This is a genomic window from Pseudomonas sp. MPC6, from assembly GCF_006094435.1.
Taxonomy (GTDB): Bacteria; Pseudomonadota; Gammaproteobacteria; order Pseudomonadales; family Pseudomonadaceae; genus Aquipseudomonas.
The window spans coordinates 5062623-5077829 of record NZ_CP034783.1; the positions used below are offsets into that span (position 1 = coordinate 5062623).

Annotated in this window: 15 protein-coding genes, 1 pseudogene and 1 riboswitch; of the genes and pseudogenes, 9 read left to right on the top strand and 7 right to left on the bottom strand. The window is 59.1% G+C overall.

Annotated features, from left to right (window positions below; translation table 11 throughout):
• Positions 1–53 precede the first annotated feature (53 nt).
• Positions 54–288, bottom strand: a riboswitch (cobalamin riboswitch).
• Between the two features lie 116 nt (positions 289–404).
• Positions 405–1721: a sorbosone dehydrogenase family protein gene (locus tag ELQ88_RS25315; protein WP_138968504.1), complete on the top strand. Its 1317-nt coding sequence runs from the start codon at positions 405–407 to the stop codon at positions 1719–1721.
• A gap of 147 nt (positions 1722–1868) precedes the next feature.
• Here the strand turns inward: ELQ88_RS25315 and ELQ88_RS25320 are convergent, their stop codons facing one another.
• From ELQ88_RS25320 to ELQ88_RS25345, 6 genes are all read right to left on the bottom strand, one after another.
• A complete protein-coding gene (locus ELQ88_RS25320) occupies positions 1869–2522 on the bottom strand; it encodes a class I SAM-dependent methyltransferase (RefSeq protein ID WP_138968506.1) in 654 nt (217 codons plus the stop codon).
• A gap of 17 nt (positions 2523–2539) precedes the next feature.
• Entirely contained in the window at positions 2540–3079 is a 540-nt protein-coding gene (locus tag ELQ88_RS25325; protein WP_138968508.1) for a C40 family peptidase, read from the bottom strand.
• Positions 3080–3244: 165 nt separating this feature from the next.
• Complete coding sequence (locus ELQ88_RS25330; protein WP_138968510.1) at positions 3245–3895, bottom strand: NlpC/P60 family protein; 651 nt, start codon at positions 3893–3895, stop codon at positions 3245–3247.
• A 214-nt stretch (positions 3896–4109) separates the two neighbouring features.
• Entirely contained in the window at positions 4110–4814 is a 705-nt protein-coding gene (gene hda, locus ELQ88_RS25335; protein ID WP_128873305.1) for a DnaA regulatory inactivator Hda, read from the bottom strand.
• Positions 4815–5043: 229 nt separating this feature from the next.
• A complete protein-coding gene (locus ELQ88_RS25340; protein ID WP_138968512.1) occupies positions 5044–6117 on the bottom strand; it encodes an AI-2E family transporter in 1074 nt (357 codons plus the stop codon).
• A gap of 35 nt (positions 6118–6152) precedes the next feature.
• A complete protein-coding gene (locus ELQ88_RS25345) occupies positions 6153–7217 on the bottom strand; it encodes a DUF2066 domain-containing protein (protein WP_138968514.1) in 1065 nt (354 codons plus the stop codon).
• Between the two features lie 381 nt (positions 7218–7598).
• On the opposite strand from ELQ88_RS25345, the gene purM reads away from it, so the two are divergent.
• The 6 genes and pseudogenes from purM to ELQ88_RS25380 form a co-directional block, all read left to right on the top strand.
• Positions 7599–8657, top strand: a complete 1059-nt coding sequence (gene purM, locus ELQ88_RS25350; RefSeq protein WP_128873302.1) for a phosphoribosylformylglycinamidine cyclo-ligase — start codon at positions 7599–7601, stop codon at positions 8655–8657.
• Complete coding sequence (gene purN, locus ELQ88_RS25355) at positions 8657–9307, top strand: phosphoribosylglycinamide formyltransferase (protein WP_138968516.1); 651 nt, start codon at positions 8657–8659, stop codon at positions 9305–9307. The genes purM and purN overlap by 1 nt, the downstream gene beginning before the upstream one ends.
• 8 nt (positions 9308–9315) lie before the next feature.
• On the top strand, positions 9316–10029 hold the full coding sequence (locus tag ELQ88_RS25360; protein WP_064679020.1) for a DUF3108 domain-containing protein: 714 nt from the start codon (positions 9316–9318) through the stop codon (positions 10027–10029).
• 444 nt (positions 10030–10473) lie between these two features.
• On the top strand, positions 10474–10974 hold the full coding sequence (locus ELQ88_RS25365; RefSeq protein ID WP_138968518.1) for an Hcp family type VI secretion system effector: 501 nt from the start codon (positions 10474–10476) through the stop codon (positions 10972–10974).
• Positions 10967–11665, top strand: a complete 699-nt coding sequence (locus tag ELQ88_RS25370) for a DUF4225 domain-containing protein (protein WP_138968520.1) — start codon at positions 10967–10969, stop codon at positions 11663–11665. The genes ELQ88_RS25365 and ELQ88_RS25370 overlap by 8 nt, the downstream gene beginning before the upstream one ends.
• A 361-nt stretch (positions 11666–12026) precedes the next feature.
• Positions 12027–12503: pseudogene (locus ELQ88_RS25380) on the top strand (DUF3108 domain-containing protein); the annotation flags it as partial.
• Between the two features lie 109 nt (positions 12504–12612).
• Here ELQ88_RS25380 and ELQ88_RS25385 read toward each other — a convergent pair.
• Positions 12613–13617, bottom strand: coding sequence for an amidohydrolase family protein (locus ELQ88_RS25385; RefSeq protein ID WP_138968524.1), 1005 nt, complete (start codon positions 13615–13617; stop codon positions 12613–12615).
• 152 nt (positions 13618–13769) lie between these two features.
• Here ELQ88_RS25385 and ELQ88_RS25390 point away from each other — a divergent pair, with 152 nt between their 5' ends.
• Complete coding sequence (locus tag ELQ88_RS25390) at positions 13770–14186, top strand: OsmC family protein (protein WP_138968526.1); 417 nt, start codon at positions 13770–13772, stop codon at positions 14184–14186.
• A 61-nt stretch (positions 14187–14247) separates the two neighbouring features.
• A complete protein-coding gene (locus tag ELQ88_RS25395) occupies positions 14248–15108 on the top strand; it encodes a pirin family protein (RefSeq protein ID WP_128869330.1) in 861 nt (286 codons plus the stop codon).
• Positions 15109–15207: the final 99 nt, after the last annotated feature.

Below are 15207 nucleotides of genomic sequence, written 5' to 3' on the forward strand. Positions count from 1 at the left end.
ACGGCGGGCAGGCACAAGAATAGACGGCAAAAAGCCTGGCATCGCCCACCGTGATGCCGCTGGATGAATCAGGCCGGTCTCCGGGCTCATGAGCGGCGCTGGCCTGACTGCGCGCCTTCCCATGTCGGCGTTCGACACAGTGGCTCAAGGCGCAGTCTTCACTCATTTACCGTTGCGGGGGCAGCGTCGGGATCATGAGGCTTCAGCGTTCGAAGACCATCACTCACCGACTTCCCTGTTTCACTCCGTCGGCCATGGCCACAGAGCACCTGAAACAAGCCGCGAAGGTTAGAGGGTTGGGGGTGGAGCGTCAATTGAGAAAGCGCCCTGCGACTGACCGGTTGAACCATCGCGCCTCCCGGCTTCTCTATGATTGTATCAACGCGTCCTTAGGGAAGATCAGCATGCGCAAGCCCCAGCTCGTTATCGTCATCGCGCTCGCCGGAGGGCTCGCCGCCTGTGGTGAAACCTCCAGCCTGCAAGTCATGGACGGCACCGGACCGTCGCCCAAGTTGCCAGAACCGAACAAGACCCTGATCCCGACGGTGAACATCGCCCCGGCGATCGGCTGGCCGGACGGTGCAAAACCCGTCGCGGCGACGGGAACCCAGGTCGCCGCCTTCGCCGAAGGCCTCGATCACCCGCGCTGGCTGTATGTATTGCCCAACGGCGACGTGCTGGTCGCCGAGACCAATGCGCCACCCAAACCCGATGACGGCAAAGGTGTCAAAGGCTGGGTAATGAAGAAAGTCATGGGCCGTGCCGGTGCAGCCGTACCGAGCCCGAACCGCATCACGCTGCTGCGGGACAAGGACCACGATGGCATCGCCGAGACCCGTACGGTGTTTCTGGAAAACCTCAATTCGCCGTTCGGCATGACCCTGGTCGGCACTGACCTGTACGTGGCCGATACGGACCGCTTGCTGCGTTTCCACTATGAAACTGGCGAGACGGCGATCAAGTCGCCTCCGATCAAAGTGGTCGATCTGCCGGGCGGCACACTCAATCATCACTGGACCAAAAACGTCATCGCCAGCAAGGACGGGAGCAAGCTGTATGTGACAGTGGGTTCCAACAGCAATGTCGCGGAAAACGGCATGGACCAGGAAGAAGGTCGCGCGGCGATCTGGGAAGTGGATCGCGCCACCGGCAACCATCGGATCTTCGCTTCAGGGATCCGCAATCCCAACGGCCTGGCCTGGGAGCCCCAGAGCGGCGCGCTGTGGACGGCCGTCAATGAGCGCGACGAAATCGGCAGCGACCTGGTACCGGACTACATCACTTCGGTGAAGGACGGCGGGTTCTACGGCTGGCCCTACAGCTATTACGGACAACATGTCGATGTGCGCGTGACCCCGCAGAATCCGGACCTGGTGGCCAAGGCCATTGCGCCGGACTACGCAGTGGGCCCGCACACGGCATCGCTGGGCCTGACCTTTGCTGAAGGCAACAGCCTGCCGGCGCAGTTCAAGGAGGGCGCATTCATCGGCCAGCACGGCTCGTGGAACCGCGACCCGCACAGTGGCTACAAAGTGATTTTCGTACCATTCAGCGCGGGCAAACCGGTGGGGCAACCGGTTGATGTGCTCACCGGGTTCCTCAGCGACGACGAAAAAGCCATGGGCCGTCCGGTGGGGGTAGTGATCGACCGGCAGGGCGATTTGCTGGTGGCGGATGATGTGGGGAACAAGGTGTGGCGGGTGTCGACGGCTGCTAAATAAATGTCGGCGACTGTGCCGGCTCCTTCGCGAGCAAGCCCGCTCCCACACCTAACCTCAGGCGTTCACATTTTTGTGTTCGCCGCAGATCAAGTGTGGGAGCGGGCTTGCTCGCGAAGAGGCCATCACAGCCACCCATAAATCACCTGCCTAGCGTTTACGGCAGAGCGTTAACCCATCCCCCAACGGCAACAACGACAGGTCCACCCGCACATCATCCTTCAAGGCCAGATTGAGCGCCTGGATGGCCCGGGTGTCTGCGCTTTCCGGGTTGCCCTCAAGCACCCGCCCGCTCCACAGGGTGTTATCGAACACCGCCAGACCACCGACCCGCAGCAAACGCAGCGCATGCTCCAGATAACTCGGGTAATTGGCCTTGTCGGCATCGATGAAAATCAGGTCGAACTGCCCTGGTTGATCCAGCCCGGCCAGGGTTTCCAACGCCGGCGCCAACCGCAGGTCAATCCGCCCCGCCAGACCCGCTTCCTGCCAGTAACGGCGCGCGGTAGCGTTGTAGTCGCCTGGAATATCACAGCAGATCAGCGAACCGTCGTCCGGCAACGCCGCCGCCATGCACAAGGCGCTGTACCCGGTGAAGGTGCCCACTTCCAGCACACGCCTGGCGCCGGTGAGCTTCACCAGCAACGCGAGAAACTGCCCCTGCTCCGGCGCCACCTGCCAGCGCGCCATGGGCAGGGCCTGGGTTTCGTCGCGCAAGCGCTTGAGCAGCGGCGTCTCCCTCAGGGAGACGTCGAGCAGGTATTGATACAGGGAATCATCGAGATTGAGCGTGCGAGCGGTCATCACCAGGGCCCTGCAATCTATGGGTTATGGGCCAGATGCTCGGGTTGCAGCACACGCTTGGCGCTCAGGTAGGCTTTCTGCCAATAAGTCTTGGACAGGCTGTCGAGCTTCACCGTACCGCCCGTGGCCGGTGCATGGACGAAGCGACCTTCGCCGACATAGATCCCGGCGTGGCTGACCTGGGAACCGCCATTGGTGGCGAAGAACAACAGGTCGCCGGTTTGCAGGCCTTCCTTGCCGACACTCGCCGCCTGCATGCCGATCATCTCGCGGGTGGTGCGCGGCAAGGAAATACCGGCAACATCACGGTAGACGTAGCCGATCAGCCCGCTGCAATCAAACCCTGAATCCGGCGTATTGCCGCCCCACCGATAAGGTGTGCCGACGAGGCCGAGCGCACGAAACAGTACGTCTTCGGCGGCGGGAGAAAAGGCTTGGGAGGGACCGAAAACCAGCGGCGCGCGAATCACCGGTGCCGGTGGCGGCGGTGGGCGGCTGGCGCAGGCGCTGAGCAGCGCGGCGAAGCACATGATTGCGAGGCGGGCCGACATCGTCATAGGCAGAACATCCTGATCTGGCTGCGGCTTTTTCCACCGACAGGGCAGAAAAGAAAACCGCCTGCGCAGGACGCAGGCGGTTTGCCATCAATATTAGATCAGGATTTTAGCTGCTGCGTGGCAAACTTCAAGTAAGACTTTAAGTTCACCCTACAAATTGTCCGCTTACTTGCGAGCCGTGACGATCGCCGGACCTGTCGTTGGCGCCATCGCGAGTGCGCGCTTGGCTTCGATGAAGGTCTTGCTCCAGTAGCTGTCGCCCAGGCTGTCGATCCGGACACCGCCGCTGCGGCGGCTGCTGGAATGGATGAACTGGTTGTCGCCCAGGTAGATCCCGGCGTGACTGACGCGCCCACGACGACCGTTGGTGGCGAAGAACAACAGGTCGCCAGGCTTCAGATCGCTGCGAGTCACCAGCGGGGCGTCCACGTTGATCATTTCGCGGGTGGAGCGCGGCAGGTTCATACCGGCCTCTTCCCGAAACAGATAACCGATAAAACCGCTGCAATCGAACCCGGCTTCGGAGGTGCCACCGAAACGGTAACGGGTGCCGATCAGGGACATGCCGCGTTCGAGGATGCTGTCGGCCAGTACTGGAAGCTGATACGACTTGCCATTGGCGAAGCTGGCCAGTTCTTTATCGGTGGCCGCCTCTTGCTCAATCGCTTCCTGGAGAAGAACGGAAGTCGATTGGGCGGTAACTGAATTGATAACCTGCTGTTTTTGCTCTTGCTGGGGCGCTGGAGAATGAGCAGCGCAACCGAACAACAGGGTGACGAGTGCGAGAGGCACGAGGGGTGCGAAGCGCTTTAGCATGGGCACGACCGTGGCTGATAGTTATAAGAGAAGCCGCGACTATGCCCGCAATCATGCTCATTTGCAAATTCAATCGATCTTTGTGTGACTTCCCGGCTTCTCGATTACATCTAAGCGCTTAAGCCCCATTTAGTCGTCACGCAGCCTGCAGACCTGTAGGCATGCAGGTTTTTTCGCGTCGGAAAACTGCCAAAAGCCGGGTCAGGCAAGGGCTTCACCAGCCCAACGTTTCTTTGAGGAACGGAATCGTCAACTTGCGCTGGGCTTGCAGCGACGCCTGGTCCAGGCGCTCGAGCAACTCGAATAGCGCACTCATGCTGCGCGTACCACGCGTCAGGATGAAATGCCCGACTTCGTCGGTCAGGTGCAGGCCGCGACGAGACGCGCGCAGTTGCAAGGCGCGCAATTTGTCTTCGTCGGAGAGCGGGCGCATCTGGAAGATCAGGGCCAGGGTCAGGCGGGACTTGAGATCCGCCAGCTTGACCGGCAGCTCACGCGGCGACGTCGAAGCGGCGATCAACAAGCGTCGACCACTGTCACGCAGACGGTTGAACAGATGGAACAGCGCCTCCTCCCAATCCGCACGCCCGGCGACCGCCTGCAGGTCATCCAGGCAGACCAGTTCGTATTGTTCGAGGTTGTCGAGGATTTCGATGCCACGATCCAGCAGCTCGGCCAACGGCAAGTACACCGCCCGTTCCCCCAGCTGTTCGAAACGCAGGCAGGCCGCCTGCAACAGATGCGTACGCCCTACCCCGTCCTTGCCCCAGAGATAAATCAGGCTTTCGGTCCAGCCGGCGTCGGCTTCGCATAGCCGCTCGACATAGCCGAGTGCAGCGGCATTGGCGCCTGGGTAGTAATTGATAAAGGTAGCGTCATCACGCAGACGCACACCTAGGGGCAGCTGAATCGGTTTCATGCTGACTGAACAGTTCCAGGGGAACCGTTAGTGGCCTCTGTGTAAAGTTTGCGAAGTTTATACCCGTGAAGCTGACCGCACAATGCGACAGACCACAAGCAAAATCAATGGTTTGCGTTAATGCATTGGTTTTATGGCAGTTTCTTTGGCGCCAAGGGCGATAGCCATGCACAAGAGGCAGGCAACCTGGCAATACACCAGGCCGCCTGCGAGCAACCGTCAACCCGCCTCAGAGCTCGGGATCGTCGACGCCACTGTACATATCTGAATCCTTGTACAAATCATGCACATGACGCACCAGCACCATGATCACCGCCGCCACCGGCAATGCCAGAAGCACGCCGGTAAAGCCGAACAGCTCGCCCCCCGCCAGAATCGCGAAGATCACCGCCACTGGATGCAGGCCGATCCGGTCCCCCACCAGCAATGGCGTCAGCACCATGCCTTCCAGCGCCTGACCGACCATGAACACCGCGACGATGCCGACCATGGGGTACAGGTCGCCACCGAACTGGAACAGGCCGGCAACCAGTGCCGCACCAATGCCGATGACAAAGCCCATGTACGGCACGATCGCCGCCAGACCGGCGATCAGACCGATCAACAGCCCCAACTCCAGCCCTATCAGCATCAAGCCCGCCGCGTAGATCACGCCCAGCGCCACCATCACCAGCAACTGCCCGCGCACGAACGCACCCAGCACTTCATGGCATTCACCGGCCAGCGTCACCACCCGCGCTTCGCGATCACGGGGCAGCAGGCCGCGGATCTTGGCCATCATCAGGTCCCAGTCCCGCAACAGGTAGAACATCACCACCGGGACCAGCACCAGATTGGCCACCAGAGCGATCAATGCCAGCCCGGAAGCCGTCGCCTGACTCAACACCACGCCGACAATGTCAGTGGTCTGGCCCATGTGTTCGCTGATGGCGGCCTTGAGTTTGTCGAATTTCCAGAAACCGTCCGACAGGCCAAATTTCGATTGCGCCCAGGGCAGTGCACTGTGCTGCAACCAGTCGAGTATCTGCGGCGTCAGTTCGTACAAGCGAAACAACTGCTTGGCGAGCATCGGCACCAACACCAGCAGCAACGTGGTGAAGATCAGGGTAAACAGCGCAAACACCGCGATCACGCCCCAGGTCCTGGACAGGCCGGCTTTCTCCAGTCGATCCACCAGAGGGTCGAACAGATAGGCCAACAGCAGCGCGACCAGAAATGGCGTGAGGATCGGATGCAACAGCCAGACAAACACGCAGAGCAGGATCACCCCACCCAACCAGTACCAACGCCGCGTATCGGCCATGAACCACTCCAGCTTCTATATAAGGAAAGAACAACTTACCAGCGGAACCGCAGCTGCGGCGTCGGTTTCGGCGTCGGCGTCGGCGCCACGGCGGGTACCGAGCCATCGGCTGCAGGCTGGGCAGGGGTCGCGGGGGCTGGCGCTTCACCGGCCGGCACTTCCTGCAGCCTGGCCAGGGACAACTGCGCCTTCAACTGTTCGGCACTGCCTTTGACCCGATAGAGAATCCGGTCGCCGTCGACGCTTTGCAGGCGCGCGCCAAAAGGCTCGAGCAAACGCCCAAGGGCCGCATAGCGCTCCAGGTTCATGCCCTGCACTTCCAGCAATTGCTCGCTCGAAGCCCCCGGTTTGACCACAAACCGTGGTGCCAGACGCTCACTGACCGCCAACATGACGGCATCGGCCACGGCGGCCTGATCCGCGCCCTGCACACTGCCGGCCTCTTTCTGATCGCCCAGCCATAAACGCCACTTGGCTTGCCACTGGCCTCCCTCTTCACGGGCATGCACAGCCAGCAAGGCATCGGCGTTGTAACGGGCCGAAGCACCGCGCAACGGCGCCGGGTCCGTGCCTTCCAGATTTGGCGCGGTGGCCACGATCTGCTCATTCAGGTCCGCCAGCGGCAGGCGCAGCGGCAAACCACGGTGTTGTGCCGCGCGGCGCAATGACGTCGCGCTGGCCTGGCCATCGCCCACCAGGCTCGAGCCTTCGGTGGCATCGTTCAGCCACCAGCCCAGGATCGACGGGCGATTCGCGCTCCACAGAGACAATCCGGCACGGCGCAATGCCTGCTCCGTGCTGGCCGGGTCGAAATCGACCTTGAGTACTTCCGGCGGGCCGGCATCAAACCCGAATTGACTGATGATCTGTTGCGGATCCTTGCGCAGCGCCGCCAACCCCGGGCTTTGCGCCGCCCTGGGATCACCGGTCAGGCGCAACACCAGGGTATCCAGCGCGCGCTGGGTGGCTTGATCGCGCTCCTCGGGCGCCTGACTGGTGACAGGCTCGCGCACTTGATAAAGGCCTTTGACGGTTTCGGCATGACTGGCGAGGCTGACCAACGATAAACCGCCCATTAACAACAATTTGAAAAAACGCATGGAAGATTCCTGACGACAAGAGCGGCTGGAACAGACCGCATGAAGACAATCGAGCAAGGCTGTGACCCTCGCCCGACGCAAAACATTCACACGGCCCGGGTAAGTTTTTCGCACTGCCCTAACGATAGACGGTTAATAGCGCTACCTTATACAGCCCTGTGCGATTGCACCAACCCGGGCAATTACAGTTTTTTTCCGCCGATATGCCCCTGCTGTCGGCCTGAGGATGGCCGCTGCCCCTCAAGCCTGATAAAATCGCGCGCCTTCGCAGACCGGCAACAGCCGGGCCCTTGAATTTGCGCTCGGCAATCGCCCTCGCCTGTACAAGCGGTCCCGTTGGACTCGGTCGTTACCCCTGAATCCCCCCTAAAGGCCTGGATCATGAGCAAGCAACCCTCCCTGAGCTACAAGGACGCCGGTGTAGACATCGACGCCGGTGAAGCATTGGTCGAACGCATCAAGAGCGTCGCCAAGCGCACTGCGCGCCCGGAAGTCATGGGCGGCCTGGGCGGTTTTGGCGCCCTCTGCGAAATCCCGGCCGGCTACAAGCAGCCTGTGCTGGTTTCCGGTACTGACGGCGTCGGCACCAAGCTGCGCCTGGCGCTGAACCTGAACAAGCACGACAGCATCGGCATCGACCTGGTGGCCATGTGCGTCAACGACCTGGTGGTCTGCGGTGCCGAGCCGCTGTTCTTCCTCGACTACTATGCCACCGGCAAACTCAACGTCGAAACCGCGACCCAGGTCGTGACCGGCATCGGCGCCGGCTGCGAACTGTCCGGCTGCTCCCTGGTCGGCGGCGAAACCGCTGAAATGCCTGGCATGTACGAAGGCGAAGACTACGACCTGGCCGGCTTCTGCGTCGGCGTCGTGGAAAAATCGGAAATCATCGACGGTTCCAAAGTCGCTGCCGGCGATGCCCTGCTCGCCCTGCCGTCTTCCGGCCCGCACTCCAACGGCTACTCGCTGATCCGCAAGATCATCGAAGTCTCCGGTGCCGACATCGAAAACATCCAGCTCGACGGCAAGCCGCTGACCGACCTGCTGATGGCCCCGACCCGCATCTACGTGAAGCCGCTGCTCAAGCTGATCAAGGACACCGGCGCCGTCAAGGCCATGGCCCACATCACCGGTGGCGGCCTGCTCGACAACATCCCGCGCGTGCTGCCAAAAGGCGCACAAGCGGTGGTTGACGTTGCCAGCTGGACCCGTCCTGCCGTGTTCGACTGGCTGCAAGAGCAAGGTAACGTCGACGAAAACGAGATGCACCGCGTGCTGAACTGCGGCGTGGGCATGGTCATCTGCGTCGCTCAAGAGCACGTCGAAACCGCGCTGAACGTGCTGCGCGAAGCCGGCGAACAGCCTTGGGTCATCGGCCAGATCTCCACCGCTGCCGAAGGCGCGGCTCAGGTCGAACTGAAAAACCTCAAGGCTCATTGATGTCCCAGACCTGTGATGTGGTGGTGCTGTTATCCGGCACCGGCAGTAACTTGCAGGCCTTGATCGACAGCACGCGGACCGGCGACAGCCCGGCCCGCATCGCTGCGGTGATTTCCAACCGCGCCGACGCCTACGGCCTGCAACGCGCCAGGGACGCGGGTATCGATACCCGCTGCCTGGATCACAAGGCTTTCGAAGGCCGCGAGGCCTTCGATGCCGCGCTGATCGAACTGATCGACGCCTTCAATCCCAAACTCGTGGTCCTGGCCGGCTTCATGCGCATTCTCAGCGCCGGCTTCGTGCGCCACTACCAGGGTCGCCTGCTCAACATCCATCCCTCGCTGCTGCCCAAATACAAAGGGTTACACACTCACCAGCGCGCGCTGGAGGCCGGCGACACCGAGCACGGCTGCTCCGTGCACTTTGTCACCGAGGAACTCGATGGCGGACCACTGGTCGTACAGGCAGTAATACCGGTAGAGTTGCAGGATTCGCCGCAGAGTCTGGCGCAGCGAGTCCATACCCGGGAACACCTGATCTACCCGATGGCTGTACGCTGGTTTGCCGAAGGTCGTTTATCCCTCGGCGAGCAAGGTGCTTTACTGGATGGGAAGCTACTCGCCGCCAGCGGCCACTTGATTCGAACCTAGGAGATTTTATGCGTCGCGCCCTGCTCTTCGCTTGCGCTCTGCTCGTCCTGCCTTTCGCGCAGGCTGCAGAACTTCAACCTTTCTCCGCCAGCTACACCGCCGACTGGAAGCAGTTGCCCATGAGCGGCACCGCCGAGCGCAGCCTGACCAAGCAAGCCAACGGCGCCTGGAAGCTCAGCTTCAAGGCCTCGATGATGATCGCCAGCCTGACCGAAGAAAGCACCCTGACCCTGGACAAGGACACCTTGCTGCCCCAGTCCTACCATTTCGAACGTGGCGGCCTGGGCAAAGCCAAGAAGGCTGACCTGGACTTCGACTGGACCAACAAAATGGTCACCGGCACCGATCGCGGTGACCCGGTCAAACTCCCGCTCAACCGCGGTATGGTCGACAAATCCACTTATCAGCTGGCCCTGCAGCACGACGTGGCCGCCGGCAAGAAAAGCATGAGCTATCAGGTCGTCGATGACGGCGAAGTCGATACCTATGACTTCCGCGTGCTGGGCTCGGAAAAAGTCGACACCAAGGCCGGCCAGATCGATGCGATCAAGGTCGAGCGCGTGCGCGATCCGACTCAGAGCAAACGCATCACCGTGCTGTGGTTCGCCAAGGACTGGGATTACCTGCTGGTCCGCCTGCAACAGGTCGAGACTGACGGCAAGGAGTACAACATCATGCTCCTGGACGGTACGGTCAACGGCAAGGCTGTCAAAGGCAGCTGATCCGGATCGACATGTAAAACGCCGCCATTGCGGCAACGCTGTTTGCGTAAGCAATTGAACCCCAGCGGGCTTCTCCAAAAATCCGATGTCAGTCCCCTGGCATCGGATTTTTTTCTGCTAAACAGGAGCCGCTCTCCCTCGGCAACTCTTTAACTTATACGACATTAGTACCAACACCTCATACATCCTCGCTGAAAAACCTTCGAACACAAGAATATAGATACTTTAAGAAACCGGGTTTCAAGTGCCGGGTATTTTTTAGCACACAAACTCTTAGATCCGCCCTGATGCCTTGATCCTACAAAACAAGTCGTAATTTCCCACAGCGATTTCTTAACATATAAAAAAAACGGGTGGACAATTGCATTTTCAGAAACAGCCTACAGCCAGGATTAACACTTTTCCTATAATCTGGCGCTCCCAACAAATCAAGGAGCGACTTTAATGGCGAGCCATAGCTACATGAGTATTACCGGTAAGCATCAAGGGAAGATTTCTGCCGGCTGCTCAGGCCAAAGCTCTATCGGTAACAAGTGTCAATTCGATCATCAGGACGAAATCATGGTACTGGCTTTTTCGCATGATATGGTTGCAGGCAATGACGGAAGCATTACCGGTGGTCGCGGCAAACACATGCCTATCACGATAACCAAAGCCATCGACAAATCATCACCGCTGCTGGCGAGCGCACTGCATGGAGGTGAAGAATTGGACTGCACCATCAATTTATACCGAACCGCTTCGACTGGAGGGCAAGAGCGGTATTATTCCATTCACCTCACAGGGGCGCGTATTGCGCATATCAGTCAGCAGGTACCCCATGCAATTCGCATGAATGATGCCGAGCCGCAAGAGTTGGTATCTATTCGATATAGAGATATTGTTTGGGCGCACATTCCGGGAGCAACGAGCGCTTATAGTAGCTGGACGAATGAGAATGAATGAAACTTCCTGTGATATTCATGACGTGACTAGAGCGGCTTCAGATTTGGTTGCGGCTGGCTGCAGCATAGGCATGGCGCACATCCCTGACGGCATTGAGCGGCTACGATTTGGATCGATTGTATCTGCCTATGCTGATGAAATTATTCAGGCCGTTGATGAGGGCGTGATAAGCGCATGGGAAGGGCTGCAACAGATCGGGGCTGAACACAAAGATCTATTATCCAAGGCGCTTTTTTATACTCAGAACGGCATCAATATTTTAGCAGGAGGCGCACAGATTAAAGCAGGGGTAGTGGTTGCAGGCGCATCTTGGGGAGTCGGAGTTATACCGGGCGCACTTCTAGTCAGTCATGGAGCTAACAATATCGCCGAAGGTGCGGCTAATATATATAACGGCCCAGACACGCCTACCACTCAAGGACCTATTCGGCGCGGCTATCAGGCTTTATTTAGGGATAGCTACAGCGGCAATATGGCGTACTACACAACAGACTTGATATTGTCGGGTTACGGAATGTTCAGAGTTGTGCGAAAACCAGACTCTGTACAGCTTTTTCGATTTGACCCTGTTAGTAATGAGCGGAGCTATCAGCAAACTGGGAGGCTGGCTTTGCTATTTGAAGGATTAGTTGACTCTATCACATTGAGCACCATTTACGAAGAAAACCAATCGACGGAAAGCAATCCATAATACTGGGTGATGCGTTGCTACTTCATGTCATGCCACGCATTCTTGGAATGTAAAAGCGCAAGCCAAATAACACTATAAACACATAGGTTATTAAGTAAGCAATTTTCAAGGCTCGACCTTCAAGCGGGATTATCTCAGTGATTACCCAGACCACCACTCCCATGATCGGAATTGAACACCCTAAAACCAAGAGAGTGACTGCGATATGGTATCGAATATTTTCAAGATTCATTAGCCATCATATCCAACCGGTGTGAGCCTCGAGATTAATACGGCCTTGCAAAACAAATCAACACTTCTTCAGAAGGCGCCAGAAAAGCATTTGTAATTGAATTTGACTGGCGGCGATGACTGAACTCATTTGCTGCCCCAGTCCTACCATTTCGAACGTGGCGGCCTGGGCAAAGCCAAGAAGGCTGACCTGGACTTCGACTGGACCAACAAAATGGTCACCGGCACCGATCGCGGTGACCCGGTCAAACTCCCGCTCAACCGCGGTATGGTCGACAAATCCACTTATCAGCTGGCCCTGCAGCACGACGTGGCCGCCGGCAAGAAAAGCATGAGCTATCAGGTCGTCGATGACGGCGAAGTCGATACCTATGACTTCCGCGTGCTGGGCTCGGAAAAAGTCGACACCAAGGCCGGCCAGATCGATGCGATCAAGGTCGAGCGCGTGCGCGATCCGACTCAGAGCAAACGCATCACCGTGCTGTGGTTCGCCAAGGACTGGGATTACCTGCTGGTCCGCCTGCAACAGGTCGAGACTGACGGCAAGGAGTACAACATCATGCTCCTGGACGGTACGGTCAACGGCAAGGCTGTCAAAGGCAGCTGATCCGGATCGATACTTGTAGGAGCGAGCTTGCTCGCGATGGACTAGAGGACGCCGCGGGGTGTCAGGCTCACAGCGTTATCGTTGACGACCATCGCGAGCAAGCTCGCTCCTACAGGGAACGAGGCAGGATCGCCAGGAAATTATCCCGCGCGACCTTTCTGGCAACGTCTTCCGGCAGCGCATCGAGGAACGCATCGAAGCTGCGCATTTCCTTACCGAGCTTGTTGAAACGCCCCACGACATCAGAGCCGAGCATGAAGCGTTCCGGGAAGCGCTCCGCCAACTTCAACCATTCCTGCCGAGGCTTGCCCTGCTCATCCAGCAGGTAGGGCGTCAGCATGCTCCAGGACAGGTCCACAAACAGATTGGGGTAAGCCTCAAGCATGCGGGTCAAGGTCGGCAGCAGAAAGTCCAATTCAGTCTGATGACGATGAATCTCGGCGCTGGTTCCGGCATGGGCCCAGATGAACCGGGTGTGTGGATGATTGCGCAACGGCTCTTCGACTTCCGCCAGGTACAGCGGATTTTTCTCACGCTTGGAGGTGATGTTGGAATGCAGCATGACCGGCAAGTCGTTTTCGGCGGCGAGGTGATAGATCCGCGTCATCGCTTCGTTATTCGCCCGCGGTGTGTCGCCGGACGTCAGCGCAGTCAGGTCGTCATGGCGGGTAAAGACTTCGCCTATGCCCTGCCACAGACCGGGATTGAGATCGAGCATGCGCTGGATATGCGCCACGGCGTTCTTGTCGTTGGGGTTGAACCCTGACAGGAACGGGTGAAAGGACTGACGCTGCTCGGGGGGCAAGCTGTTCACAGCCGCCGCGACTATGACATCAGTGGCGCTGTACCAGTAGGCATCGGCGTCATCACCGGCGTAATAACGTGGCCGCTTGGGTTCGTCTTCGTGCCATTTCTTGGCCACCGGAATGCCGGAAATCATCACATGCTCGATGCGGTTGTCGGTCATGGCCTTGAGCAATTTCGGCATCCCGGCCGTTTCCTGAAAAAAGTCCACGTAATGCAGGTGCGCATCGCTGTAGGCATATTCGCGGGCGCTGGCAACGTGGCAGGCAAAGACCAACAGGCAGGCAATGCTGTAGCGGGACAGAGGCACGGGCGATCTCCAGCATGTAGGAACAGCGTAGACCCCAGCGCAAGGTCCAGGGTTCATCAAGGCAAGAAAGTGGAACGCGAACCTGAAGGAATGCTCTATACCTTCAAGGTCTTTTTTGACTGAATAACTTTTCCTGACCTGCGAGGTTTCCCATGACTGTTACCGTCAATACCGTTTCCGCCGAAGGTTTTCGCCACAGCGTCCAGATCGATGAACACGAGTTGTTTGCCGATGCGCCCAAAGAGATCGGCGGCGAAGGCACTGCGCCCGAGCCCCACGACTACTTCGACGCCGCCCTCGGCGCCTGCAAGGCCCTGACCCTGAAGATGTACGCCAGGAAGAAGGACATTCCGCTGACCGGGGTCACGGTCGAGGTCAAGCGCGATAACAGCGAAGAGCAGAAAGGCAAATATGCCCTGCACGTCAAACTGACCCTCAAGGGTGTGCTCACCGACGCCCAGCGCGACGAACTGCATCGCGTAGCCGACCGCTGCCCGGTGCACAAGCTGATGACCAGCACTGAAGTCAGTATCGAAACCCATCTGTCCGAAGGGGCTTTCAGCCAATAGCGGCAAGGGCTGCGCAAGCGGGTTATGCTCCATGCGTCACCCGCTCAGCCTGGAATGCACCATGAACACTCCGCTCGTGATCCGCCCTCGCGCCGAAGACGTCGAAGGCCAACCGATTCTTCGCCCTTTGCCGTCAGCCAAATGCCGCAGCGTCGGGCCCTTTGTGTTTTTCGACCACATGCTGGAAACCCTGTACCCCGCAGGCCATGGCATGAACATCCGGCAGCATCCGCATATCGGCCTGTCCACCCTCACCTACCTGTTCGAAGGGCAAATCCAGCACAAGGACAGCCTGGGTTCCGATCAGGTGGTCGAGGCCGGGGATGTCAGCTGGATGACGGCGGGCAGCGCGATCGCCCATGTCGAGCGCACGCCGCAGGCCCTGAAGGACAGCGGGTTCAGGATGCATGGGCTGCAGATCTGGCTGGCGTCGCCCAAGGAACGTGAACAGGGCCCGGGGCACTACAGCCACCATCCGGCGGCCACACTGCCGGTCAGCGATAACCTTGGCGTGAAGATCCGCATGATTGCCGGGTCGGGCTTTTGCCTGGAATCGCCGGTGCCGGTGCTTTCTCCTACGCTGTATGCCGAATTGAACCTGCAAACGGCCACCACGCTACTCATACCGACCGAGCATGAAGAGCGGGCACTGTATGTGTTGCAGGGCGAAGCGCAGCTGGATGGCGAGCTGTTGGAACCCCATACGCTGGCGGTGTTGCCTGCCGGGGAAGCGATGACGCTGTTCGCCGAGAGCGACTGCCACGCCGTGCTGTTCGGCGGCGCTCCGCTGGATGGGCCGCGGCGGATCAACTGGAATTTTGTGGCGAGCGATCCGGCGGCTATCGACGAAGCGCGGCGCCGCTGGGCGGCTGGGGATTGGCCGACGGTGCCGGGGGAAAGCGAGCGGATTGAACTGCCTTAGGTCCTGAGCCGCCTATTAGATTGCCTTCGCGAGCAAGCCCGCTCCCACATTTGATCGAGTCGTACGCAAATTTTACGGTCGACGCCGATCCAATGTGGG

Excerpts from the sequence above, each read along its gene's own strand:
- purM (WP_128873302.1), top strand. The coding sequence starts at position 7,599 with ATGAGCAAGCAACCCTCCCTGAGCTACAAGGACGCCGGTGTAGACATC.
- hda (WP_128873305.1), bottom strand. The coding sequence starts at position 4,814 with ATGAAACCGATTCAGCTGCCCCTAGGTGTGCGTCTGCGTGATGACGCT.
- ELQ88_RS25340 (WP_138968512.1), bottom strand. The coding sequence starts at position 6,117 with ATGGCCGATACGCGGCGTTGGTACTGGTTGGGTGGGGTGATCCTGCTC.
- ELQ88_RS25370 (WP_138968520.1), top strand. The coding sequence starts at position 10,967 with ATGAATGAAACTTCCTGTGATATTCATGACGTGACTAGAGCGGCTTCA.
- ELQ88_RS25330 (WP_138968510.1), bottom strand. The coding sequence starts at position 3,895 with ATGCTAAAGCGCTTCGCACCCCTCGTGCCTCTCGCACTCGTCACCCTG.
- ELQ88_RS25315 (WP_138968504.1), top strand. The coding sequence starts at position 405 with ATGCGCAAGCCCCAGCTCGTTATCGTCATCGCGCTCGCCGGAGGGCTC.
- purN (WP_138968516.1), top strand. The coding sequence starts at position 8,657 with ATGTCCCAGACCTGTGATGTGGTGGTGCTGTTATCCGGCACCGGCAGT.
- ELQ88_RS25390 (WP_138968526.1), top strand. The coding sequence starts at position 13,770 with ATGACTGTTACCGTCAATACCGTTTCCGCCGAAGGTTTTCGCCACAGC.
- ELQ88_RS25345 (WP_138968514.1), bottom strand. The coding sequence starts at position 7,217 with ATGCGTTTTTTCAAATTGTTGTTAATGGGCGGTTTATCGTTGGTCAGC.
- ELQ88_RS25320 (WP_138968506.1), bottom strand. The coding sequence starts at position 2,522 with ATGACCGCTCGCACGCTCAATCTCGATGATTCCCTGTATCAATACCTG.
- ELQ88_RS25395 (WP_128869330.1), top strand. The coding sequence starts at position 14,248 with ATGAACACTCCGCTCGTGATCCGCCCTCGCGCCGAAGACGTCGAAGGC.
- ELQ88_RS25325 (WP_138968508.1), bottom strand. The coding sequence starts at position 3,079 with ATGACGATGTCGGCCCGCCTCGCAATCATGTGCTTCGCCGCGCTGCTC.
- ELQ88_RS25365 (WP_138968518.1), top strand. The coding sequence starts at position 10,474 with ATGGCGAGCCATAGCTACATGAGTATTACCGGTAAGCATCAAGGGAAG.
- ELQ88_RS25360 (WP_064679020.1), top strand. The coding sequence starts at position 9,316 with ATGCGTCGCGCCCTGCTCTTCGCTTGCGCTCTGCTCGTCCTGCCTTTC.